This window comes from Synechococcus sp. PH41509 (assembly GCF_020514285.1).
Taxonomy (GTDB): Bacteria; Cyanobacteriota; Cyanobacteriia; order PCC-6307; family Cyanobiaceae; genus Parasynechococcus.
This window is the reverse complement of the sequence record NZ_VTLD01000017.1, coordinates 1-21788: the sequence shown is the minus strand read 5'-3', so window position 1 is coordinate 21788 and position 21788 is coordinate 1. Positions and strand designations below refer to the sequence as shown.

General features: G+C 61.1%; 26 protein-coding genes. 11 read left to right on the top strand and 15 right to left on the bottom strand.

Annotated features, from left to right (window positions below; genetic code table 11):
* Positions 1-10: 10 nt before the first annotated feature.
* From FZZ88_RS05935 to FZZ88_RS05925, 3 genes are all read left to right on the top strand, one after another.
* Entirely contained in the window at positions 11-394 is a 384-nt protein-coding gene (locus FZZ88_RS05935; RefSeq protein WP_166018455.1) for a lipopolysaccharide assembly protein LapA domain-containing protein, read from the top strand.
* Between the two features lie 87 nt (positions 395-481).
* Complete coding sequence (locus FZZ88_RS05930) at positions 482-1384, top strand: segregation/condensation protein A (RefSeq protein ID WP_166018453.1); 903 nt, start codon at positions 482-484, stop codon at positions 1382-1384.
* 46 nt (positions 1385-1430) lie between these two features.
* Complete coding sequence (locus tag FZZ88_RS05925; protein WP_166018451.1) at positions 1431-2609, top strand: NDP-sugar synthase; 1179 nt, start codon at positions 1431-1433, stop codon at positions 2607-2609.
* Here FZZ88_RS05925 and FZZ88_RS05920 read toward each other — a convergent pair.
* On the bottom strand, positions 2590-3495 hold the full coding sequence (locus tag FZZ88_RS05920; protein WP_166018449.1) for a methylenetetrahydrofolate reductase: 906 nt from the start codon (positions 3493-3495) through the stop codon (positions 2590-2592). The two genes, FZZ88_RS05925 and FZZ88_RS05920, sit on opposite strands and share 20 nt — an antisense overlap.
* A 67-nt stretch (positions 3496-3562) precedes the next feature.
* On the opposite strand from FZZ88_RS05920, the gene FZZ88_RS05915 reads away from it, so the two are divergent.
* Positions 3563-3841 (top strand): response regulator transcription factor, encoded by a 279-nt coding sequence (locus FZZ88_RS05915; protein WP_115024441.1) that lies wholly within the window; start codon positions 3563-3565, stop codon positions 3839-3841.
* Positions 3842-4048: 207 nt separating this feature from the next.
* Here the strand turns inward: FZZ88_RS05915 and FZZ88_RS05910 are convergent, their stop codons facing one another.
* The 9 genes from FZZ88_RS05910 to FZZ88_RS05870 are packed head-to-tail and all read right to left on the bottom strand — an operon-like array spanning position 4049 to position 11556.
* Positions 4049-4555, bottom strand: a complete 507-nt coding sequence (locus FZZ88_RS05910; RefSeq protein ID WP_166018447.1) for a CYTH domain-containing protein — start codon at positions 4553-4555, stop codon at positions 4049-4051.
* Between the two features lie 3 nt (positions 4556-4558).
* Positions 4559-5509, bottom strand: coding sequence for an NAD(+) kinase (locus FZZ88_RS05905; RefSeq protein ID WP_166018445.1), 951 nt, complete (start codon positions 5507-5509; stop codon positions 4559-4561).
* An 18-nt stretch (positions 5510-5527) separates the two neighbouring features.
* Positions 5528-5857, bottom strand: a complete 330-nt coding sequence (gene nuoK, locus FZZ88_RS05900) for an NADH-quinone oxidoreductase subunit NuoK (RefSeq protein ID WP_115024448.1) — start codon at positions 5855-5857, stop codon at positions 5528-5530.
* A complete protein-coding gene (locus FZZ88_RS05895) occupies positions 5857-6456 on the bottom strand; it encodes an NADH-quinone oxidoreductase subunit J (protein WP_038552703.1) in 600 nt (199 codons plus the stop codon). Before FZZ88_RS05895 ends, nuoK begins: the two co-directional genes overlap by 1 nt.
* Positions 6453-7100: an NAD(P)H-quinone oxidoreductase subunit I gene (ndhI, locus tag FZZ88_RS05890; RefSeq protein ID WP_166018443.1), complete on the bottom strand. Its 648-nt coding sequence runs from the start codon at positions 7098-7100 to the stop codon at positions 6453-6455. The genes FZZ88_RS05895 and ndhI overlap by 4 nt, the downstream gene beginning before the upstream one ends.
* Positions 7101-7159: 59 nt before the next feature.
* Positions 7160-8278: an NADH-quinone oxidoreductase subunit NuoH gene (gene nuoH, locus FZZ88_RS05885; RefSeq protein WP_226409795.1), complete on the bottom strand. Its 1119-nt coding sequence runs from the start codon at positions 8276-8278 to the stop codon at positions 7160-7162.
* Between the two features lie 27 nt (positions 8279-8305).
* Positions 8306-9496: a citrate synthase gene (locus FZZ88_RS05880; protein ID WP_166018439.1), complete on the bottom strand. Its 1191-nt coding sequence runs from the start codon at positions 9494-9496 to the stop codon at positions 8306-8308.
* A gap of 16 nt (positions 9497-9512) precedes the next feature.
* A complete protein-coding gene (locus tag FZZ88_RS05875) occupies positions 9513-9998 on the bottom strand; it encodes a histidine phosphatase family protein (protein ID WP_166018437.1) in 486 nt (161 codons plus the stop codon).
* Positions 9976-11556: a DUF3352 domain-containing protein gene (locus FZZ88_RS05870; protein ID WP_226426237.1), complete on the bottom strand. Its 1581-nt coding sequence runs from the start codon at positions 11554-11556 to the stop codon at positions 9976-9978. The genes FZZ88_RS05875 and FZZ88_RS05870 overlap by 23 nt, the downstream gene beginning before the upstream one ends.
* Before the next feature lie 53 nt (positions 11557-11609).
* Here FZZ88_RS05870 and FZZ88_RS05865 point away from each other — a divergent pair, with 53 nt between their 5' ends.
* Together FZZ88_RS05865 and FZZ88_RS05860 are read left to right on the top strand one after the other, a co-directional pair.
* Positions 11610-11963: a rhodanese-like domain-containing protein gene (locus FZZ88_RS05865; RefSeq protein ID WP_166018433.1), complete on the top strand. Its 354-nt coding sequence runs from the start codon at positions 11610-11612 to the stop codon at positions 11961-11963.
* Positions 11963-12940, top strand: a complete 978-nt coding sequence (locus tag FZZ88_RS05860) for a heat-inducible transcriptional repressor HrcA (protein ID WP_166018431.1) — start codon at positions 11963-11965, stop codon at positions 12938-12940. The genes FZZ88_RS05865 and FZZ88_RS05860 overlap by 1 nt, the downstream gene beginning before the upstream one ends.
* A 10-nt stretch (positions 12941-12950) precedes the next feature.
* On the opposite strand, the gene trpB is transcribed toward FZZ88_RS05860, so the two are convergent.
* Positions 12951-14207: a tryptophan synthase subunit beta gene (trpB, locus tag FZZ88_RS05855; RefSeq protein ID WP_166018429.1), complete on the bottom strand. Its 1257-nt coding sequence runs from the start codon at positions 14205-14207 to the stop codon at positions 12951-12953.
* A 22-nt stretch (positions 14208-14229) separates the two neighbouring features.
* Positions 14230-15198 carry a class I SAM-dependent methyltransferase gene (locus tag FZZ88_RS05850; RefSeq protein ID WP_166018427.1) on the bottom strand — a complete coding sequence of 323 codons (969 nt, stop codon included), beginning with the start codon at positions 15196-15198 and terminating at the stop codon, positions 14230-14232.
* Between the two features lie 29 nt (positions 15199-15227).
* On the opposite strand from FZZ88_RS05850, the gene FZZ88_RS05845 reads away from it, so the two are divergent.
* Both FZZ88_RS05845 and cysC read left to right on the top strand, forming a co-directional pair.
* On the top strand, positions 15228-15554 hold the full coding sequence (locus FZZ88_RS05845; protein ID WP_115024994.1) for a translation initiation factor: 327 nt from the start codon (positions 15228-15230) through the stop codon (positions 15552-15554).
* A 31-nt stretch (positions 15555-15585) separates the two neighbouring features.
* Positions 15586-16230 (top strand): adenylyl-sulfate kinase, encoded by a 645-nt coding sequence (cysC, locus tag FZZ88_RS05840; protein WP_115024469.1) that lies wholly within the window; start codon positions 15586-15588, stop codon positions 16228-16230.
* On the opposite strand, the gene FZZ88_RS05835 is transcribed toward cysC, so the two are convergent.
* From FZZ88_RS05835 to purE, 3 genes are read right to left on the bottom strand one after another with little or no spacing between them, the layout of a single operon-like run.
* On the bottom strand, positions 16190-17269 hold the full coding sequence (locus FZZ88_RS05835; RefSeq protein WP_166018425.1) for an AI-2E family transporter: 1080 nt from the start codon (positions 17267-17269) through the stop codon (positions 16190-16192). The genes cysC and FZZ88_RS05835 overlap by 41 nt on opposite strands.
* 21 nt (positions 17270-17290) lie before the next feature.
* Positions 17291-17920 carry an oxidoreductase gene (locus FZZ88_RS05830; RefSeq protein ID WP_166018423.1) on the bottom strand — a complete coding sequence of 210 codons (630 nt, stop codon included), beginning with the start codon at positions 17918-17920 and terminating at the stop codon, positions 17291-17293.
* Entirely contained in the window at positions 17917-18471 is a 555-nt protein-coding gene (purE, locus tag FZZ88_RS05825) for a 5-(carboxyamino)imidazole ribonucleotide mutase (RefSeq protein WP_166018421.1), read from the bottom strand. The genes FZZ88_RS05830 and purE overlap by 4 nt, the downstream gene beginning before the upstream one ends.
* A 38-nt stretch (positions 18472-18509) precedes the next feature.
* Between purE and FZZ88_RS05820 the strand changes: the two genes are divergently transcribed.
* The 3 genes from FZZ88_RS05820 (at position 18510) to bchM (ending at position 21609) form a co-directional block, all read left to right on the top strand.
* Positions 18510-19667 (top strand): N-acetylglucosamine-6-phosphate deacetylase, encoded by a 1158-nt coding sequence (locus tag FZZ88_RS05820; protein WP_166018548.1) that lies wholly within the window; start codon positions 18510-18512, stop codon positions 19665-19667.
* A complete protein-coding gene (locus FZZ88_RS05815; protein ID WP_166018419.1) occupies positions 19664-20809 on the top strand; it encodes an ABC transporter substrate-binding protein in 1146 nt (381 codons plus the stop codon). Before FZZ88_RS05820 ends, FZZ88_RS05815 begins: the two co-directional genes overlap by 4 nt.
* An 86-nt stretch (positions 20810-20895) precedes the next feature.
* Positions 20896-21609, top strand: a complete 714-nt coding sequence (bchM, locus tag FZZ88_RS05810; RefSeq protein ID WP_166018417.1) for a magnesium protoporphyrin IX methyltransferase — start codon at positions 20896-20898, stop codon at positions 21607-21609.
* The last annotated feature ends 179 nt before the right edge of the window (positions 21610-21788 follow it).

Sequence of the window (21788 nt, the reverse complement as noted above, 5' to 3'; positions counted from 1 at the left end):
CCTCCAGAACATGCGCCAGATCAACTTCGGCCTGATCTTCTCCTTTGGACTGATCACCGTGTTTTTCACCCTGGCGAACACCAACGCAACCACCGTGCATGTGTTGCCAGGCATGGAATACACCCTGCCTCTAGCCGGGTTGTTGCTTCTGGTGGCTGGATTCGGTGCAGTAGCGGCGTGGTTTTTTGCCGCCTGGACGGGAATGCTCAACAACGTGGATCAATTCTCCAAAGCCAACGAATTTGAAGCGCAGCAGGTACGCATCCAAGAGCTGGAAACCGACCTCAACCGCTATCGCTCCACCGTTGAAACCCAGTTAGGTCTCCTCCCCGCCGCCACCGTGACCGCCAGCGCTGCCGAAAGTGATGAATCCGGCGACAACTCGGCCGACTGAGGCCTGATCGCACTGATGAATCGCTGAAACAGCCCCCTGGCAGCAACCGTTTGCGCCCGATACCTTGCCTGCAGAGGGTGAATTGACTTGCTCCAGGTGGCCCCCAACGACGGCGCTGATGCTGGAGCCCGCCTCGCGATCCGGCTTTTGCAGGACGCAGCGGAGAGTGGAGATCTCGATCCGTGGGATGTCGATGTCATTGCAGTCATCGACGGATTTCTGGATCAACTCAGACAACGCATCGAGGTTCCCGGTCAGGTAGCAGCCGTCTTGGCCGGACGGGGCGGCAGTTACGAACGGGACCTAGCCGAAAGCAGCGAAGCCTTCCTGGCCGCCTCCGTACTGGTGGGGCTCAAAGCAGAAATGCTCGAGGCCAGCATGCTGCCCCCCGCCCCGGAGGTCGAAGACCACTTCGACGCAGACTTTGATGAGCAGGGCTGGCTTGATCCCGCCTTCGATCTGCCCCGACGACCGGAGAAGCACCTGCTGCGGCGGCCCGTAGCTCCACCGCCTTTAAGACGCCCCGTCACCCTTGGGGAGCTGATCGAACAACTGGAATCGATCGCAGAGCAACTGGAATCGGACGAACTCGAGGCGCGACGGCGGAAACGGCAGAAGCGCTACAGCAACCGTGAAGCCATCGCCCAGGTCGCTGGACTGGCCCACCGCGAAAAACTCCCGGAAACCACCGCAGCGCTGGGGGTGTTTCTCAACGGTTGGGAGACTGCCCTGGACTGGGTGGGCTTCGATCAGCTCGTGGAGCGGTGGGAGGTCGCCGCAGCCGCTGACCTTGACCGTGACCGCGTTGGGGTGTTCTGGGCTCTGCTGTTTCTCTCCTCCCAAGGCCGGGTTGAACTGGAGCAGGAGGGCTGGCTTCACGGCCCATTGCGGCTGAAATTCATCCCTGCCAGTGGCACCGCGACACAGCTACCGATCCGCAGCCTTCAGGTGCCAGATCCGTCGCCGACCCGGACAGTCGTGGCGGCTTAAGACCGGGTCTATGGTCACTACCTTCTACTGACCCCTTGAAACGCCAATGAAGGCGATGATTCTGGCGGCTGGCAAGGGGACGCGGGTTCAACCGATCACGCATGTGATCCCCAAGCCGATGATTCCAATCCTGCAGAAGCCAGTGATGGAATTCCTGCTGGAACTGCTCAAGGAGCACGGTTTCACCGAGGTGATGGTGAACGTCTCCCACCTGGCCGAAGAAATTGAAAATTACTTCCGGGATGGCCAGCGTTTCGGCGTTGAGATTGCGTACAGCTTCGAAGGACGGATTGAAGACGGAGAACTGATCGGCAACGCGCTGGGATCTGCCGGCGGACTCAAAAAAATCCAGGACTTCCAGCACTTCTTCGACGACACCTTCGTGGTGCTCTGCGGTGATGCACTGATTGATCTTGACCTGAGCGAAGCGTTGCGTCTGCACCGTGAGAAGGGTGCCATTGCCAGCCTTGTTACCAAGCGGGTCCCCAAGGATCAAGTGAGCAGCTACGGCGTTGTGGTCACAGATGACCAGAACAGAATTTCAAGCTTTCAGGAAAAGCCCAGCGTTGAGGAAGCCCTCAGCGACACCATCAACACCGGCATCTACATTTTCGAGCCGGAAATCTTCGACCACATCCCCTCGGGCCAGCCCTTCGACATCGGCTCTGATCTGTTTCCGAAACTGGCCGAGCTTGGAGCACCCTTCTATGCCATTCCGATGGATTTCGAATGGGTGGATATCGGCAAGGTTCCCGACTACTGGCAAGCCATCCGCAGTGTGTTGATGGGCGATGTTCGTCAGGTGGGAATCCCCGGCAAGGAGGTTCGCCCCGGGGTGTACACCGGCCTGAATGTGGCCGCCAACTGGGACAAAATCAACGTCTCCGGCCCCGTTTACGTGGGCGGAATGACCAAAATCGAAGACGGCGCAACGATCATCGGACCCACCATGATCGGCCCGAGCTGCCACATCTGTGAGGGTGCCACGGTGGACAATTCGATCATCTTTGACTATTCACGCATCGGCGCCGGCGTCCAGCTTCTGGAGAAGCTGGTATTCGGGCGCTACTGCGTGGGCAAGGACGGCGATCACTTCGACCTGCAGGAAGCATCCCTCGACTGGTTGATCACCGACGCCCGGCGTCAGGACCTAGTGGAACCGTCCCCCCAGCAGAAGGCCATGGCGGAGCTGCTGGGTACGGATCTCACCCAGGCAGCGAGCTGAGTCCGGCTCGATCCAAGATCATCGGGATACGTTGCTCCGCCTTGATCGCCATCAAGTGCACACCAGTGACGATGCCGAGATAACGCTTCACCTGTTCAGCAGCAATGGCCACCCCTTCCATCGCGGGATGCTCCGAGCACTCAAGCCGATGGATCAATTCCTCGGGAATGCATGCCCCAGGCACAACACGGTTGATGAACCGAGCATTCTTGGCTGACTTCAGCAAAAACACACCAGCCAGCACCGGCAGACCCAGGGGGCCAGCCAGCTCATGCTGAAAGCGCTCAAGAGCTGAGGGATCCATCACCATCTGGGTTTGAACGAAGCGGGCTCCCGCGGCCTGCTTGCGCTGCAAACGGCGCTGTAGACCGCTCCAGCTCCTGGATTGCGGATCAGCGGCACACCCGGCGAACAGCGTGGTCTCACCATCCGGCAGGGCGCCCTGAACGGGATCGACACCCCGGTTGAGAGCCTGCACCTGCTGCAACAGCTTCACAGACTCAAATTCATTGACCGGACGCGCATCCGCCTGGTCTCCCGCGCGCACCGGATCTCCGGTGAGACACAACAGGTTGCGGATCCCCAACGCATGAGCCCCAAGCAGATCAGCCTGAAGGGCGATGCGATTGCGATCCCGACAGGCCATCTGCAAGACGGGCTCCAGACCGGCCTCCAGCAGCAACTTGCAGGACGCCAGGCTGCTCATGCGCATCACGGCCCGGCTGCCATCTGTCACGTTCAGCGCATGAACGCGGCCCCGCAGCGATTCAGCCATGGACAACATATGCGTCGGATCTGCACCACGAGGCGGCATCACCTCGGCCGTGAGGACCTGATTGCCGGCCTCAATCGCGCGCTGAAGCGCCGTCCTCAAATCCCGTTCCATTTCACCGGCCCACTATGCAGGATCGGAGCAACGGTCCGGACTAGCATGACGCCATCGGTGGTCGCTCATGTCCTCCCTCGACGGAATTGATCCCCTTGGGATCTCCCTCTCAGCCAGGGAGGTCGAGATCATTGAACTCGTGGCAGAAGGACTGACCAATCAAGAAATCGCCGACCGTCTCACCATCAGCAAACGAACGGTCGACAACCACGTGAGCAACGTGTTCACCAAAACCGGTTCCAAGAACAGGGTTGCTCTACTCAACTGGGCGATGGACAACGGCAAGATCTGCCGGGACGGCTTCAATTGTTGCGTCCTTCCAGAAAACGATCCCCCCTCACCCTGATGGTGGAGATGACAGGCTCCGGAAGGCTTTGCAAGGAGCTAGGACCGACAGGGATCCGAAACAAGGTGGCGTATTCGAGGCAAGCCTCAACACTTGATCCTGCAAAACGGAGCATTCCAGTTGTGTCGTAAAGACCCACCACTGGAAAAGACCACCTTCAGAACCTCTCAAACCTAAAGGAAATCTGAAGATAAATCCAGTCCGGCCTTAAATCCAGCCAAAACGGCATCGATCCTCCAGCGACCAAGCCTGAATCGGGTGCTGCGACAGCACCGCATTGCTCCAACGGGACTCCCCTGTGATCTCCTGACCGCACCAGGGTGGAATCACCAGGTCCACCTGGGCCGAAGCAAGCTCCACCTCCGCCAGCACCAGGGGCGCATTCTCCCCCTGGAAACAATCCACGACCCAGTCCCCGCCGGGGCAATCCAGCTGATAACGAACTTTTTCCAGGCGGTATGGAGCCAGATCCCAGAGGGCCTCGGCATCCGCCACCGGAATTGGATATTCGAATTCATGGCGTACCAGTCCAACGGCATCAGCAGCAGCTTTGAGGGTGAGCCAGGCCTCCTTCATCCCCCGCAGTCGCATCCGTACCGTCACACCCTCAGCGCTGGCGGCCAGGTACCCCTGTCGTAAAGGCTGTCCGGGGCCGGCAATGACGCGCCAGGCATCAGAACGCACCAGAAAACGTCGTTCGATCTCCAGAGCCATGGATCAATTCTGGGACGGCTGCGCCGCGTGCAGGCTTCCTGCCCAGTGAAGCTTGTGGGACAGCGTTCTGTAATACGAGGGACTTTGGTTCAGCAGCACCATCAGGGCATGGTGGCGCGCCTGCTGAACGACACAGCATTCGCCTGGTTCTAGGACGGTGCAGCCCACACCGTCCTTCCAGAGCTTGATGCGGTGATCGCCGGCACCCAAGGGCCAGATCGCCAACCTGGCCCGCGGCGGCACCACCAGCGTTCGGCTGGAGAGACTCATCGGGCAGATCGGGGCGACGATGATGGCATCAATGCCTGGATGCAGGATCGGCCCCCCCGCCGCCAAGGCATAACCAGTGGATCCGGTCGGCGTGGACAGGATCAGGCCATCTCCACGCACCTGGTCGACCACTTCTCCATCAATCTCCAACTCCAGGGTGCAGGTGGGCGAAATCTCATCGCGATAGGCCCTCAGATAGAAGTCGTTGAAGGCCCAGTGGTGCTCTTCGTCATCTTCCAGATCCGGCTGTTGCAACAGGCCAGGGGACGCCGTTCGTTCTTCAGCGGAGCGGCGATCGACCATGGCCTGAAGCATCATGCGCCGTTCGATCGCGAACTGGTCGTCCTGAAGTCGCTGCCAGATCTGATCGCCACGCAACACCCGGCGATCGTGGGTGAGAAAGCCCAGATGGCCTCCCACATTGATGCTCAGGATCGGGATGTCATGCACCGCAAGATGGCGGGCAGCCCCAAGAACCGTGCCATCCCCCCCCAGCACCAGAGCGAGGTCGGGCAAGGCATCTTCAACAGCCAGCAAGCCAGGGAAAGGGTTCACCCTCGGCCCTGACATCGCGGTCACAACATCCGTTCCAAGGGCTTTCAGCTCCTTGGCGCATTGGCGAGCTTCCCTCTGAGCAGGCTGACTATCGGCCCGATAGATCACCCAGACCCGATCGAGACGCATGATCCAGGTGTGCGGGAATTACCAGCGCAGCAGGTTGAACTGCTCCATGTCGACGGTAACGCGATTGCGATAAAGCGACAGCAGGATCGCGAGACCGACCGCAGCTTCAGCAGCAGCCACCGTGATCACAAACACAGCGAAAACCTGACCTCGGATCAGATCTCCATCCACAAAGGATGAGAAGGCCATCAGATTGATGTTCACGCCATTGAGCATCAGCTCGATGCTCATCAACACCCGAACGGCATTGCGGCTGTTGATCAGTCCCCAGACGCCGATGCAGAACAACATGGCGGCCACCAGGAGGTAAGCCTGCAGGGAAGGAAGCGTTGAAAGGAAATCGCTCATCAGTCCGCTCGGTTCATCAGCAAGGGGGTACGGGCCTTCTCGATCAAGCCCTGGTCAGCCACTTCACCGGTGACCACATCGGTGGCCAACACATCACGGCGGGCCAACACGATCGCTCCGATCATGGCCATTAGCAGCAGCACTGATGCCACCTCAAACGGCAAGAGGTAATCGGTGAACAGGTGTTCACCGATGCGGGCCGTGGCTTCTTCACCCACAGCGGCAGGACCGGGCAGCGACCAGGGAGTGGTGACCACAACACGAACCAGCAACGCCAGCAAACCGGCGCAGACGCCGGCCGACACCACACGGCGCGTGGTGAGGTTGGCAATGGCCTTGAGGTCTTCCCGCTTGTTGACGAGCATGATCGCGAACAGGATCAACACGTTGATCGCGCCCACGTACACCAGGATCTGGGCCATGGCCACGAAACTGGCGTTCAGCAGCAGGTAGAGCCCTGCAACGGCGGTGAACACACCGCCCAGCAGGAAGGCGGAATAGACGATGTTGCTGAGCAGCACCACACCCAGGGCGCCGATCACCACAACGGCAGACAGCACCAGGAAACAGATCAGCTCGGTGGTTGTCGCGATGGTCATGCGTCGCCCTCCTTGGCCTCACTGGAGGATTGTCCCTCATTCTTGGCAGCGGGCTTGGCAGGAGGGGTGAGGGTCTCCAACACCTGCGCTGGGAGCTGGCCGGCCCGGGGGCGATCGGCAGCAACACCGTGGGGATCCATCTCGCCCGCCGGCAGATAGGCAAGTTCCCGCAGAGGAACAACGGAGGGATCGGTGGTGACGCTGGTGGGAAGCCGTCCGAGGGCCACGTTGTCGTAGTTGAGGCTGTGGCGATCAAAAGCCGCCAGCTCGTACTCCTCCGTCATCGAGAGGCAGTTGGTGGGGCAGTACTCGACGCAGTTGCCACAGAAAATGCAAACGCCGAAGTCAATGGAGTAATTGCGCAGCTCCTTCTTCTTCGTGGCTTTGTTCATCACCCAATCGACCACAGGAAGGTTGATCGGGCAGACCCTCACGCACACCTCACAGGCGATGCACTTGTCGAACTCGTAGTGAATCCGGCCCCGATAACGCTCGGAGGGGATGAGCTTCTCGTAGGGATACTGCACCGTGACCGGACGGCGCTGCATGTGGTCGAAGGTGACCGAAAAGCCTTGGGCCAGATTCCGGGCTGCATCGACTGCATCCCGGGTGTAATCACCGACCTGTTTGAGGAAGCCGAACATGGTCTGAAGGGGAGAGAACGAAGCGGAGCCGGGAGCGAAGAAATCCTAGGTAGGAAAACCTAGCCGCCGAATGCAACGGGGAAGGCGAGCTTGAGGGCTGCTGTCACCAGAAGGTTCACCAGGGACAGGGGCAGCAGGAACTTCCAGCCCAGGTCGAGCAGCTGGTCAATGCGCACGCGGGGGGTGGTCCAGCGCAGCAGGATCGCCACGAAAACCAGCAGATAAGCCTTGAGCACCGTCATCACGATGCCAACGGTGCCCGTGATCACCTGCACCACGGGGGCATCAATGGGCTGGTTCAACCAGCCGGCCAGCCACTCCACAGGGATGGGGAAGCCCCAGCCACCGAGATACAGAACGCTGACCAGGACGGCCGAGAGCACCAGGTTGATGTAACCCGCCAGGTAGAAGAGGGCGAACTTCATGCCCGCGTACTCGGTCTGATAGCCGGCGACCAGCTCTTCCTCAGCTTCGGGAAGGTCGAAGGGCAGCCGCTCACACTCGGCCAGGGCACAGATCCAGAAAATCAGGAAGCCCACCGGCTGACGCCAGATGTTCCAGCTCAAGATGCCGGCACCGGTCTGCTGACCCACGATGTCGACCGTGCTCAGCGAGTTGGTCATCATCACGATGGCCAGAACCGCCAGAGCCAGGGGAATCTCGTAGCTGATCGATTGAGCCGCGGCCCGCAGCCCACCGAGCAGCGAGTACTTGTTGTTGGAGGCATAGCCGCTCATCAACAAGCCGATCGGCTGGATGCTGCTGAAGGCGATCCAGAGGAAGATCCCCACGCCCACATTGCTGATCAGCAGGTTCTGGCCGAAAGGAATGATCAGCCAGGAGATGATCACCGGCACCACCACCAGCACCGGGCCGAGAGTGAACAGCAGGCTGTCGGCCCGCGCCGGGATGATGTCTTCCTTGACGAGCAGCTTGAGGCCGTCAGCCAGGGGCTGAAGCACGCCCAGGGCACCGGCATACTCCGGACCGATTCGCTGCTGGACAGCGGCGGAAATCTTGCGTTCCAGCCACACCGAAACCAGCACACCCACCACTGCAGCCACCAGGACCAGCAGCATGGGCAGCGGCAGCCAGAGCAGTCTCGCCACTTCTGGAGAGAGGCCTAAGCCCTGCAGCGCCTGGCTAAAGCTCAATTCCAGGTCAAGTCCCGGACTCACCATGGTGTCGACGGAAGTGGGTGCAACTTAGGCGGCCGGAGCCGAAACTCGCTCCTCGATGGGCATCCAGGAGCGTGGCTGTGACCCGGAGTAGATCTGCGAGGGCCGAAAAATCCGGTTCGCCCCCAGCTGCTCACGCCAATGGGCCAGCCAGCCGGCGACCCTGGCGATCGCGAAGACTGGCGTGAACAGATCCCTGGGAATACCGAGCTTGCGGTAAACGAGCCCGGAATAGAAATCCACGTTGGGATAGATGCCTTTCGGGCCGAGCCGGGATTCCGCTTCCTGCTCAATCGCCCGGGCCACGTCGTAGAGGTCGTCATGGCCAAAGCTGTCAAACATCTCCTCAACCAGCGACTGAAGGATCACAGCGCGGGGATCTTTGACCTTGTACTCACGGTGGCCGAAGCCCATGACCTTCCGCTTGGACGCGACGGCATCGTCGAGGAAGGCGCCGGCGTTTGCAGGGCTTCCCACTTGCTCCAGCATGGCGAGAACATCTTCATTGGCCCCGCCGTGAAGCGGCCCCGCCAGGGTGCCGACGGCCGAGGCCACCACGGCATAGGGATCGGTAAGGGTGCTGGCGGTGACACGGGCACTGAAGGTGCTCGCATTGAGGCTGTGCTCGGCATGGAGCATCAGACAGCGATCAAAAATCCGCGCCGCCAGGGGATCCGGCTCCCGCTCCGTGAGCATGTACAGGAAATTGGCGGAATAGGCCAGATCGTCCCGAGGCTGAATCGGATCCTGGCCTTTGCGAATCAGCTGAAAGGCCGCCACCATCGTCGGGATCTTGGCAATCAGCCGTACCACCGCGTCATAGATGTATTGCGGGTCGTCAATGGCCCGCCGGGAATAAAACAGGCCGAGGGATGCTGCACTCGATTGCAGGGCATCCATGGGATGGCCGCTGGCCGGGAAGCACTTCATCATGTCCCTCACCCGGAAGCTGACACGCCTGTGCATCTGGACAGCGTGCTCAAACTGCGCCAACTGATCACGGCTGGGCAGCTCTCCCCAGATCAGCAGGTAGGCCGTCTCCAGGAAGCTGCTATTGGCTGCCAGATCCTGCATCGGGTAGCCGCGATAGGTGAGCAGCCCCTGGTCTCCATCGATATCGCAGATGGCCGACTGGGTCGCCGGAACACCGTCGAGGCCTGGCCGCAGTTCGATCCCGGTCCGCGCATGGCGCAGGTCTCCTGTCTGCTGCTGGGCCACCACCTGATTGCCTCTATCAGCAACCTAAATCGTCAATCAACAGTGCCGGGCGAAGCAAGGTCTGCAACTGCCACTGGCCCGCCGAACAATGCAGCTGGATCACGCCGGCTTTCTTCAATAGGAGGCCACCAGGGGGACACCCCAGAAGCATGCAGGCCAGATCTCCAAGATCCGGCTCATGGCCCACCAGGCCGAGCCGTCCATCGACCGAGCTCAGCAGCGTTTCAAGGGCCCCTCCTGGTTTGAGGCGTTCATCCACCGCAAGGCCTGAGGCGAGCCCTGCCTCTAGGGCCAGTTCAGCCGTTTGCAGTGCCCTGCGGTAAGGACTGGACAACAGGCAATCCAGCCTCAGCCCTCGTCGCACCAAAGCTGCCATCACCAGTTGCGTGCGCTGACGCCCAGCTGCGGTGAGGGGGCGATCCGGATGATCCCGCCCCGCCTGGCGGGGTTCTGCGATGCCATGCCGCAGCAGAACCAGTTCAGCCGAGTTCGAGGCGGGCATGCAAAGGAATCTCGGTGCCGCTCTGCTCCAGACGATCAGCGTCGACGGCGAACGCCAGACCCCGGACCTGGTCCTGCAAGGGCCGACCTGCCATCACCTGCAGCAGCCCCCACGGCCGCCATTGACCCAACAGTGATCGAGCCGGGGCATCCGCCAAAAGAAGAGCCTGCACGGGTTGGGAGGCCGATGCGAGCTCCTGCCACTGGTTCACGAGAGGCTGAAGGGCACGTCCGTTCTGACGCTGCGCCAGAGCCATCAACGACTCACCCCACCAGTTCAGAGAGGACGAGCTGACCTGAGCCACGGCCAGCTGGGCATCCACTCCAGGCTGGCGTCCCCGCTGGCGAACAAGACGCGTCCACACACTCAAGACCTCACCATCTCCGTCCAGCTCAGACCGGGTCAGGCCTTGCTCCTGCAGACGTGCATCCACCGCATCCCTGGCGGGACTTTGAGAGCGCGTGGCCAAGAGCCAGCCCTCGGACTGGTCTTGCCAGAGGAGAGGGCCGTCATCGGACTGAACAACAGCATCTGCAGCCGGCTGGTCCCGCAACTGCTGCGCGAGAACCGGGCCGAACCACTGGGCCAGCGGATGGCTTTCGCCCGGATCCAACAGACGTGCTGGACTTTGCAGCTGCGCCAGCCAACGGCCATGTCCACCAGCCGAGGCGGTCAGATCCGTCAGTTCAGGCCATGGGGCGGAAGCAATGGCTTGCTGGAACCCGAGTCGCCCATCCACCGCCAGGGTCGAACCCTCCGGCCGAAGCGAAGCCACAAGCCCGTTCAGATCCTCGCGTTGGGCCACCACCTCAGGAAACTGCAACCAATGCTGAAGGGCGTGTGGCGATGCCGTCAGCAGCGCCACACCCTCACCGAGATCAGCGACCTGACGCTGCAGACGTTCATCCCCCAGCTGATGCTGATCCGGAAGCTGGGAGACATCGAGGGCCTGCTCCAGCACGCCCCGGCCTGAGGCCACCAAGAGCAGGTCGTCATCAATCAAGGCCGTGGCCAGAGGTTGGGGGTCATGCCCCACCAAGGCCCCCTGTCCGCTGATCACACCGATGCCGCGGTAACTGCTGATCTGCAGATCGGTGCCCGCCAGGCTGCGGGTCTGCCAGAACCGTTGCAAGAAACGCCTGGCGCCATCGTCATCCCGACTGGTCAAGGCCAGAACCCAGCCGGCGTTGGAGGCCCCATCGGTGAGGGTGAGGCTGACTTCCTCACCAAGCCAGGGCTCTAGCTCAAGACCGAACTGCAGGCCCGCCAAGGCGAAGACCCCCTCACGCCACTGCCGTGCACCATCGCGGGCATCGCGGCGTTCCGATGCAGGGGCGACGGCCTGGGCATAGGCGGGCAGACGCCTGGGATCGGCCAGCCAGTGCAGGGATAAATCGGCATCCCTCGGCACAAAGCGAGCCGCCCGGGGCAGACGCAAAGGCTGCTCAGCCAGGTGAAGGGGGCTCTGGCGATCCATGGTCCAAAGCAGACCAGCAGCCAGAAGAAGCAGCGACAGCAGCACAGCGCCGGCAGCGCTGAGGAAGGAGCGGGCCTTCATGGGCCGGCGTTCTCGGATCCCTTCATCTTTGTCCATCAACGCAGAATGGCGCCATGGGCCAATCCCAACCACAACCAATCCAAGCCTCCGAATTGCAGAAGTGGCTGCAAAGTGAGCAGCCTTCACCCCAGCTGGTGGATGTGCGTGAGGCGGCTGAGCTCGCGATCGCACCTTTCCCCGGCGCAGTTCTGCACCGACCCCTAAGCCAATCCAATGAATGGCTCACGACGCTGCAAGCTGACCTCAAACCCGATCAAGCGGTGGTGGTGGTTTGCCATGCAGGCATTCGCAGCTACCACTTCGGCCTGTGGCTGCTGGACCAGCCCTGGGGCCTCGAGGTATGGAACCTTGAGGGAGGAATTGATGCCTGGAGCCTGCAGGTGGATCCCAGCATTCCCCGCTACTGATGAGCAAGCCCCTGTCCCTTCGGCAAGAACAGGTGCTTCAGGCGACGGTGCACCATTACGTCGACACCATGGAGCCGGTGGGAAGCCGGACCCTTGTGCAACGCTTCGGCATCCCCGCCAGCTCAGCCACCGTTCGCTCCGCCATGGGAGCTCTGGAACGTCGTGGTCTGCTGCATCAACCACACACATCGGCCGGACGCATTCCCAGTCCGATGGGATACCGGCACTACGTGAATGCGCTGCTGCCTGAACCAGGCGTTGCCGTTCAGCACCTGGAACGGGAGCTGACGGGCCTAAGCCTGCGCTGGGCGGGTCTCGATGACCTGCTGATGCATCTTGCGCGGCGACTCACGGATTTCACCGGCCTGATGAGCCTGATCACCCAACCGCAGCAGGAGAACCGCCAACTGGAGACGATCCGTCTGGTGCCGAGTGGTGATCGACTGCTGGTGATGCTGGTGGAAGCCAATGGCAGCGCCAGCCATCTCAACCTGCGCCTGCCGCACGGCGCCGAAGCCGAACTCACCGCAATGGAACGCTGGGCGTCGGCGCAGCTCGAAGAGGGCGAGCTGAACTGGGAGGCACTGCCCAGGCAGTTGCAACGCAGCGGCGCCGTGCTGCGCAGCGCCCTCGACCAGCCCACTCCCACCAACAACCCCACGTCTGTCGTGGTGCATGGCCTCTCAAGGCTGGTGAGCGAACCGGAATTTGAAAGCACGGCAAGCCTTCGACCGCTGCTGGAACTGATCGACGAAGAACCCTGCACCTTGATCAGTCGCGGTGCATCCGCACGGGTGTGGATCGGCGACGAGCATCCGCAGCCTGCGTTGGAGGCGTGTGCGGTGGTTCAAGCCCCCTATCGCTGCAACGAGGGGCTCGGGCACGTGGCCCTCGTAGGTCCCATGCGCATGGCCTATGCCACGGCACGCGCTGCGGTGCAGCGCGTAGCCCGACATCTTGAGTTGCTGCTGGCTTGATACCTGAGCTTTAAAGCTGATCCCCCAGCTTCTCGGCCACGGTGTTGACGTCCTTGTCGCCTCGGCCGGAGCAGTTGATCACCACTTCGGTGCCCTCGGCCAGGGTTGGGCAGAGCTGCTCCAGCCAAGCGAAGGCATGAGCGGTTTCCAGGGCCGGAATGATTCCCTCCAGCTCACTCACCAACCGCAGGGCATCCAGGGCCTGCTGATCGGTGACGGCCGCATATTCCGCCCGGCCGATTTCACGCAGGTAGCTGTGCTCAGGGCCAACACCGGGATAGTCGAGACCAGCGGAGATGGAGTGAGCCTCCATCACCTGGCCGTCGCCGTCCTGCAACAACAGGCTCATGGCGCCATGGAGAACGCCGGCACGGCCTTCGGTGATCGTTGCGGCGTGGCGGCCTGTCGCCACGCCATCGCCGGCGGCCTCAACGCCGATCAGACGAACAGAGGTGTCCTGAACGAAGGGATGGAACAGGCCCATGGCATTGGAGCCACCACCCACACAGGCCATCAACACATCCGGCAGCCGTCCGAAGGCCTCCTGACACTGCTGCTTGGACTCTTCACCAATCACCGCGTGGAAATCCCGCACCAACATTGGATAGGGATGCGGGCCAGCGACGGAGCCAAGGATGTAGTGGGTCGACTCAACGTTGGTCACCCAGTCGCGGATGGCTTCACTAGTTGCGTCCTTAAGGGTGGCGGTGCCCGCCGTCACCGGTTGCACCGTGGCGCCCAGCAAGCGCATGCGAAACACGTTGAGGGCCTGGCGGCGCATGTCTTCGGCGCCCATGTAGATCACGCACTCGAGACCGAAGCGAGCGCAGACCGTGGCCGTAGCGACGCCGTGCTGGCCCGCACCGGTCTCAGCAATGATTCGCTTCTTACCCATGCGCAGTGCCAGCAGGGCCTGCCCCAGAGCGTTGTTGATCTTGTGCGCCCCGGTGTGGTTGAGATCTTCTCGCTTGAGCCAGATGCGGGGACCACCGTCGGAGCGGCGGTAATGCGCAGTAAGACGCTCAGCTTCATAGAGCGGTGTCGCCCGACCGACATAGTTCTTCAGCAGGCGATTGAGCTCAGCAGTGAAGGCCGGATCATTCCAGGCCTGGGCGGCCGCCTGCTCCAACTCCGCTAAAGCCGGCATCAGGGTTTCAGGCACGTACTGCCCACCGAATCGACCAAAGCGACCATGGGCGCCGGGACGAACCGCCGGCTGCAAGCGGGAGGGATCCGGAGTGCTGGCGTTGGGCAAAGTGCTGGTCACGGATCCACGTTGGAGCGTCGGCTCAGCGTAAGCAGGCGATCACACGGTGCCGTGGGTCGCAGGCACGGATGCTGGGATTCCGGAACCCGGCCTCCTGCAGCGCTGCGGGCAGATCCAGGGCGAAGTACTGCTCAATGAAGGGCTCTGTGCTCTTGAGCAGCGTGGCCACCGGCGCCGGCAAGCGCTGCAGCACCGAGGAGCCAGGGTCCTGATCCACCATCAGCAGAACACCACCAGGCCGCAGCAACCGGGCCGCTTCGGCCAGGACCGCAAGGGTCGCCCCCTGGGGAAGCTCATGGCAGACGAACTGCAGGCTGACCAGATCGACTGAACCCGAGGCCAGCCCAGTGGCTTCGGCGGCGGCATGGCGCCAGTCATGCACAAGGCCCTGGGGATCACGCACGCGGGCCACCGACAACATCTCCGGCGACAAATCCAGGCCGATCAGCGTCGGAGGGTGCGCAGAGTTGGCTTCGGCACGGGCATTCAGCCAGCGGGCCAGGGCCTGGGTGCTCACCCCGACGGAACAGCCCAGATCCACGACACGATCGATCGAGGCGGGGAGCAACGGTTCCGCCACAGCATGAATGGCATCGCGGAGCCGTGCCTGAGCCTCGGCAGGCATCAGCTGCTCCTCCGGCCACACCCGCAGAGCCATGGCATCGGTGGCCTGCTCGGCTTCAGCGGCAGCCTGCCAGCAGAGGTTGCCCTGCTCATAGGCATGGAATCGAGACAGGTAATAGGCCGGCGGGGTGAGACCTGCCGTAGTGCTGGCAGCCAGCAACGGTTCTGCCGCCTGCTGCAGCTCCTTGCGTCGGGCCCTCCAAGGAATGCCGTTACGCTCAGCCGTGCGAATGATCAGCTGCCGCGCCTGGAAGAACAGGGGACGACGCAGCAGGCCGATACCGATCAACGCCTCGATCAGACGGCCGAGGCCGCGGCTGGAATCGGCCCAGCGAGGTGTTGTTGTGGGCGCAGCATGGGTGGTCATCGACAATGCATCTCGATTGCGACGGGTGGATGCCGAAGGGCGGCTGGCAGGAATTCAGCAGCGCGGACAGTCTGCAGCGACCGAGCGGGGCGACGACGGAGCCCACAGCAAAGTCTCAGCAAATGGTGCGGGTGCAGCCCACCCGCGGCGGCAAAGGCGGCAAAACCGTCACGGTGATCCGTGGCTTGGAGCTTGATGCTGCGGGCTTCAAGGCTCTGCTGAAGAAGCTCAAAACACGCATCGGCAGTGGCGGCACCGCCAAAGACGGGGTGATCGAACTTCAAGGGGATCAGGTGGACCTGACTCTCGAGCTGCTCAGCAAGGAGGGATACCGGCCGAAACGGGCTGGTGGGTAAGTGAGAATGGCCGCCACTTCATGCCTTTGCCATGACTGCCAGCCCCACCTACGGAGAACTCACCAATAAGGGTGCGTCCACCAACATCGCCTGGCATGAAGCCTCCGTTGGCCGAGACGAGCGCTCGAAGCAGCGCGGACACCGCAGTGCCATCCTCTGGTTCACCGGACTTTCGGGTTCCGGCAAAAGCACCCTGGCCAATGCCGTCAACGCGGCTCTGTTTGAGCGGGGGCTCGCCACCTACGTGCTTGACGGGGACAACATCCGCCATGGCCTTTGCAAGGACCTGGGCTTCTCCGATGCCGACCGTGAGGAGAACATCCGCCGCATCGGTGAAGTGGCCAAGCTGTTCCTGGATGCAGGCGTGATCGTGCTGACCGCCTTCGTCTCCCCGTTCCGCGCTGATCGAGACAAGGCCCGTGGCCTGGTGGAGGACGGTGACTTTCTCGAGGTGTTCTGCGCTGCCGATCTCGATGTCTGCGAATCCCGGGATCCCAAAGGCCTTTACGCCAAGGCACGGGCTGGGCAGATCAAAGAATTCACCGGCATCTCCAGCCCCTACGAAGCACCGGAGACGCCCGAGCTGAAGATCGACACCGGCAAGCAGGATCTGGCCGACTCCGTGGAGCTGGTGATCAAGGCACTCCAGGAGCGGGGGGTGATTCCGGCGGCCTGACATCGCCGGCCCTGGCGGCATCGGCCAGGGTCTTGATGCAGCTGGCCACCGGAACCGCCAACAGCAGTCCAAGGAGATCCCCCACGCCGTAGAGGGCACCCACCCGGGCACCGATCGGCAAAGCGATCAGCAACCAGGCCGGTTGCAGCCCGACGATGCTGCCCATCAGCCGCGGTTGGATGACCTGATCCACGATCTGACCAACGACGATCGCCGCGGCGAGCAGCTCGAAGCCTGTGCGGGGATCCTGTACTGCCAAAACTGCACTCACCGAGACAATCGACACAGCGCTGGCGTAAGGCACCAGGGTGGTGAATCCGATCAGCACAGCGAACAACACCCCGTAGGGGATTTTCAGGGCGGTGAAGACCAGAAGCTGGCCGCCACTGAGGATCAACGCCAGCACCACCTGGCCGGCGAAGTAGCCCCGAAAAGTGCGCTCGAGGGTCGTCTGAACCAGCTCCCGCCAGCGATCCGGCAGCCAACGGGCCAGGCCTTCGACGATGGGATCCGCCCCAAGCAGCAGAAAAACCGCCAGCACCAGCACGATCACAACATTGATCGTGGTGCCGACCGTTGCCCCCAGAAGTCCCAATAAGCGCTGACTCAGCTGCGTGGCCAGACGACTGAACTGGGACACCAGATCGCTGCTGAGATCAGCGAAATCGGCGGGCAAGCCATGGTCCACCGCCCAAAGCTGACCCCGGTCGATCCACTGCTCTGCTGCCGTCAGTAGGGACGGTGAAGCACTGATCAATTGGCTGAGCTGTTCAATCAGCAGCGGCACCAAGGCCACGGCCGCCCAAACCAAGAGCCCCACGGTCACCAGAACAACGCTCACGATGGCCCAGGCGCGGGGAAGACCCTGTTGCGAGAGCCAGCGGCAGGGCAGGTCCAACAGAAAGGCAATCAAGGCCGCGGTCAGAAACAGCCCAGGGAACGGCGCGAACTGAACCAGCAAGCGCTTCAACACAAAGGCGTTCAAGCCCAGCACGGGCAGCAGAAGACCGAGTCGCAACCAGGCCGGCCAGGGCGTCATCGAGAGGATGACGCTTTTCGATCAGTGCTGATCAAGAGAAGAAGCCTTGGAAGCGGAGCTGACGTAATGGCACCAAAAACTTAGCCAGGCGGCAATCCCAAGAAACTTGAATCCCTCTTCAAAAATCTGCACCGTCTCGTAGGAATTCGGCCAAAGCCCTTGAAGAGCATCGGTCAGAACCGACAGGCCCAACAGCACAACGGAAACCAAAAAAGTGTCGCCACCAAAGCGGCGAAGTGGTCCACGGAATCGGAACAACAGCAGCCCGGTGAAGAAGGCGTAGGTGATGTAGAGGAACGCCTCACCGAGGTAGCGGTCGTGCACCAGGAACATGTCGTCGAGGCAGAGCCACAGCGAGAAACCACCCCCACAGAAGGCAAATTGGCGGTTCAAAACGGAGCCTTTGATTTGCCGGGTGGACGCCGCAAACAAGGCAATGGCAGCGGCCGCCATCCAGAGCAAGTAGCCGACGCTTGAGAGAAAGCCCTCCCCCAGAGGTGCCTTGCAGGACTGGGCCAAATCCCTCAACACCATTTTGGCGCTGATGCCCTCTGAAGCACTCCAGCCCAGCGCAATCGCATAGACGATGGCCGCCGGCACCACCGCCCAAAGCAGCGTGGAACGAAGCGTGGAACGAACGGGAACACTCATGAATCCATCTGGGAGAGGTAATCCGTGCTGCCCAGATCAACCAGGCGCGCATCCTTGGCCACCACAGCATCGTGGAGGCTGCTGCGGTAAGCCTCAAGTTTCCTGGCCAAGCCAGCATCCGCCACCGCCAGAATCTGAGCCGCCAGCAAGCCGGCATTGAGGCCCCCACCGATGGCAACGGTGGCAACAGGGATCCCACCCGGCATCTGCACAATCGAATGGAGGGAGTCGACCCCCGAAAGCGCCCGGCTTTTCACCGGCACGCCAATCACGGGCAGCGTGGTGAGGGCAGCCACCATGCCAGGGAGATGGGCAGCCCCGCCGGCACCAGCGACGATCACACCGAAGCCCTGATCCCGGGCGGCCTTGGCGAAGCTCACCATCTCCAACGGTGTGCGATGGGCCGAGAGCACCCGAACCTCCACTTCCACCCCCAGCTCGCGCAGGATGGCGGCGGCGGGTTCCATGGTGGGCAAGTCAGAGTCACTTCCCATCACAACGGCAACTCGGGGGAGCACTGGCGGCACAACGCAGAGGGGCAAGACTGCCATCGTCTCCCCCCATGGCTGCCGCGGCCAGTGTTGCGTTGATGCACCGGATCACCAACGTTCGTCTGCCTGCACCTCAGCCTGGCGATGGAGACCAGCGCTATGCCGTCTGTTTGGACTCCCAGGGGCTGATCTGCCGCATCGAAGCAATGGGCACTGAGGACCAACAGGCTGAGGAGAATTGGAACGGCGACTGGCTCAGCCCCCGGGGGGTCGATCTGCAGATCAACGGCGGATTGGGGCTGGCCTTCCCGGAACTGACACCAGCAGATCTGCCCCGTCTGGAGGAGCTCCTGGATCTGTTGTGGCGCGATGGTGTCGAGGCGATCGCACCGACCTTGGTGACCTGCGGCATCGCACCACTGCGCCAGGCCCTGGCCGTGCTGCGGGAGGCGCGGCAACAGCACCGTCCCGGCCGTTGCCGGTTACTCGGCGCCCATCTGGAGGGACCCTTTCTGGCGGAAGCCCGCCGCGGTGCCCATCCCCGGGAACACCTGGCGCGCCCCAGCATGGAGGCCCTGGCGGAACGAATTGGTGGGTTCGAGACAGACGTGGCGCTCGTGACCCTGGCCCCCGAACTGGAGGGGTGTGCTGCGGTCATCCAGCGGCTGCGGGATCTAGGGATCAGCGTGGCGCTCGGCCACAGCGCCGCCAATGCCGAGCAGGCCCGCGCCGGATTCGATCAGGGGGTGGCCATGCTCACCCACGCCTTCAACGCGATGCCGGGCTTGCACCACCGCGCTCCGGGACCGCTAGGAGAGGCCTGCCGTCGCGGCGGGATCGCCTTGGGGCTGATCGCCGATGGCGTGCACGTGCATCCCACGATGGCTGTGCTGCTGCAGCGGCTGGCGCCGGAGCAGACGGTGCTGGTGAGCGATGCCCTCGCCCCCTACGGCCTGGCCGACGGGGAACACCGTTGGGATGAGCGGGTGCTTTGCGTGGAAAACGGTACCTGCCGCCTCGAGGACGGAACTCTGGCTGGAGTCACCCTGCCGCAATTGGAAGGGGTCAAACGGCTCGCCCGCTGGAGTGACGCCCCCAGTGCCGCGATCTGGAGCGCCACGGTTTCACCACGCATCGCCATTCAGACCAGCCGGTCGAGCGTCGATGCGCTACTTGGCCGATCTATCCAAGACCTCCTTCGCTGGAGTATCGACCAAAAAACATTATCGTGGCGAAATGCACAACCAAGCCCATGAATTACAAAGCTTTGGGCCTGAAGCTTGGGCTAGTCATCATGACAGTGAGCGCGACAATCACAGGCGCAACAGCTATCGCAAACGAGACGCCATCCTGGGCAGGAAGCATCGTTAAAGTTGGAACAGTTGATGACTATCTCCCCTGCTCGGATCAAATCGATCAACACTTCGAAGGCCTCTCCATCGATATCTGGAGAAGAATTAGCGAAAGACTCAATATCAGTTACACAATGCAACCAATATCAAGCTTTGATCAGGCGGTCGCGCTCGCAGCGAATGGAGAATTCGACCTGATCGCTTCCTGCCACGAAATCACACCCGAACGACTGCAATCCATCGAATACGCCATCCCTTACACCACCGGGGGAATCGTCATCGCAAGCCAACAAAGCAAAAAGCCAGTCATCAGTCTTGTAAGCAAAATCATTCAGAACAAAATTGTTGTTCGATGTAGCGTCCTACTTATCGCAATAACAGGCCTAACGGCATGGTCATCCAGTTACTTCAACAACTCAAGACCCGCGTCAAAGCTAAAAGCCAGGCGACTTACGAAAGTGTGGACATTTTTGATACTCAATGATGGCATTGACACAATTGTCGGAAACAAGATCCGTGATCACATCACAGTTTTAATCACAAGCCTTGTGCATACACTGCTAATGGGAGCCATTATCGGAACGACGGCAACAATTATCTTCGAAGAAAATATCACAAAAAGAACAAACGAACTAGCCAACAAGGAACTTTACCAACTTCTCCAACAAGGCCTGGCAGTGCAAAAAGAAACATCTAATGCTCACTGGCTAGAGAAACAGATGAACAATGCAGGAATCACGCTCAACATGGGCGCAACTCCGATATATGCATCAGACAAGCAACACCTAATGGAACTAATTCAAGGGAAAAGTGATCCAAATCCAAAGCACATGGTAACGAATATAACCACATACAAAACAATACTCAAGCAAGCGGAACTAGAAGATGAATTCGAACTCTCCTACCAAATGCCAAGCAAAACACCGCAGGCTTTCGTCTTCGGAAGCAACATCAATCAAGAACTCAAAAAAGCGATAAATGTTGAAATAGCAAAATTGAATAGAAGCGGACTGACAGAGCAAATTGAGAAAGATTGGCGCGACTAAGGCCACCAAGGGCGGCAAGCACTCAGGAACACAGAGACATGATCAGCAATATCCAGTGGTAACATGATCAAAATCGTTTAAACACAGTGGCAGCGGAACAGAAGCTTGAAATAAAAGAGAATGAAAAAAAGGTCGTCAAAGGTTATTTCGAAACCACGGGATTTGATCGCTGGAATCGCATCTATAGCGACAGTGATGACGTGAACAAGGTGCAGCGCAACATCCGTATCGGTCACCAGAAAACCGTCGATGAAGTGCTGGCTTGGATCAAGGAGAGCGGAGAACTGAACCAGGCGAGCTTCTGCGACGCCGGCTGCGGCGTCGGCAGCCTGAGCCTGCCGCTGGCGGCCATGGGGGCTGGGTCGATCAATGCAAGCGACATCTCCGAGGCCATGGCCAAGGAAGCTGAGCGCCGGGCGCGCGAGGCCGGCCTCGACATGGCCAAGCTCAACTTCTTCGCCAGCGACCTGGAAAGCCTGAGCGGCTCCTTCCACACGGTGTGCTGCCTGGATGTGTTCATCCATTACCCACAGCAACCGGCCGAAGAGATGGTGAAACACCTCTGCAGCCTCACGGAAGAGCGCCTGATCGTGAGCTTTGCGCCCTACACGCCGCTGCTGGCTCTGCTGAAGGGCATCGGTCAACTGTTCCCTGGCCCCAGCAAAACCACCCGGGCCTACACCTTGAAGGAAGACGGCATCGTCAAAGCGGCAGAAGCCTGCGGCTTCAAGCTGGTGCGCCGCAGCCTGAACAAGGCCCCCTTCTACTTCTCGCGGTTGATCGAATTCCGCAAAGCCTGAAACGAGGCGTCGTCCACCCCATTAAGGAGTGGACTTACTGACCATTTTTGAGATCAGAACTGGAAGGTCACACCTCCGCTGGCACGCCATGTCGTACCACGGTCGCTGGCCCACAGCTCCATACCTCCTCGGCCGTACAGCTTCACGGAGATGCCGTTGAAGTTCTGCACCGTGTAATC

Coding starts and splice junctions, on each gene's coding strand:
- FZZ88_RS05935 (WP_166018455.1), top strand. CDS start 11: ATGCGCCAGATCAACTTCGGCCTGATCTTCTCCTTTGGACTGATCACC.
- FZZ88_RS05925 (WP_166018451.1), top strand. CDS start 1,431: ATGAAGGCGATGATTCTGGCGGCTGGCAAGGGGACGCGGGTTCAACCG.
- FZZ88_RS05920 (WP_166018449.1), bottom strand. CDS start 3,495: ATGGAACGGGATTTGAGGACGGCGCTTCAGCGCGCGATTGAGGCCGGC.
- FZZ88_RS05915 (WP_115024441.1), top strand. CDS start 3,563: ATGTCCTCCCTCGACGGAATTGATCCCCTTGGGATCTCCCTCTCAGCC.
- FZZ88_RS05910 (WP_166018447.1), bottom strand. CDS start 4,555: ATGGCTCTGGAGATCGAACGACGTTTTCTGGTGCGTTCTGATGCCTGG.
- FZZ88_RS05905 (WP_166018445.1), bottom strand. CDS start 5,509: ATGCGTCTCGATCGGGTCTGGGTGATCTATCGGGCCGATAGTCAGCCT.
- nuoK (WP_115024448.1), bottom strand. CDS start 5,857: ATGAGCGATTTCCTTTCAACGCTTCCTTCCCTGCAGGCTTACCTCCTG.
- FZZ88_RS05895 (WP_038552703.1), bottom strand. CDS start 6,456: ATGACCATCGCGACAACCACCGAGCTGATCTGTTTCCTGGTGCTGTCT.
- ndhI (WP_166018443.1), bottom strand. CDS start 7,100: ATGTTCGGCTTCCTCAAACAGGTCGGTGATTACACCCGGGATGCAGTC.
- FZZ88_RS05875 (WP_166018437.1), bottom strand. CDS start 9,998: ATGCCCGCCTCGAACTCGGCTGAACTGGTTCTGCTGCGGCATGGCATC.
- FZZ88_RS05870 (WP_226426237.1), bottom strand. CDS start 11,556: ATGAAGGCCCGCTCCTTCCTCAGCGCTGCCGGCGCTGTGCTGCTGTCG.
- FZZ88_RS05865 (WP_166018433.1), top strand. CDS start 11,610: ATGGGCCAATCCCAACCACAACCAATCCAAGCCTCCGAATTGCAGAAG.
- FZZ88_RS05860 (WP_166018431.1), top strand. CDS start 11,963: ATGAGCAAGCCCCTGTCCCTTCGGCAAGAACAGGTGCTTCAGGCGACG.
- FZZ88_RS05850 (WP_166018427.1), bottom strand. CDS start 15,198: ATGACCACCCATGCTGCGCCCACAACAACACCTCGCTGGGCCGATTCC.
- FZZ88_RS05845 (WP_115024994.1), top strand. CDS start 15,228: ATGCCGAAGGGCGGCTGGCAGGAATTCAGCAGCGCGGACAGTCTGCAG.
- cysC (WP_115024469.1), top strand. CDS start 15,586: ATGACTGCCAGCCCCACCTACGGAGAACTCACCAATAAGGGTGCGTCC.
- FZZ88_RS05835 (WP_166018425.1), bottom strand. CDS start 17,269: ATGACGCCCTGGCCGGCCTGGTTGCGACTCGGTCTTCTGCTGCCCGTG.
- FZZ88_RS05830 (WP_166018423.1), bottom strand. CDS start 17,920: ATGAGTGTTCCCGTTCGTTCCACGCTTCGTTCCACGCTGCTTTGGGCG.
- purE (WP_166018421.1), bottom strand. CDS start 18,471: ATGGCAGTCTTGCCCCTCTGCGTTGTGCCGCCAGTGCTCCCCCGAGTT.
- FZZ88_RS05820 (WP_166018548.1), top strand. CDS start 18,510: ATGCACCGGATCACCAACGTTCGTCTGCCTGCACCTCAGCCTGGCGAT.
- FZZ88_RS05815 (WP_166018419.1), top strand. CDS start 19,664: ATGAATTACAAAGCTTTGGGCCTGAAGCTTGGGCTAGTCATCATGACA.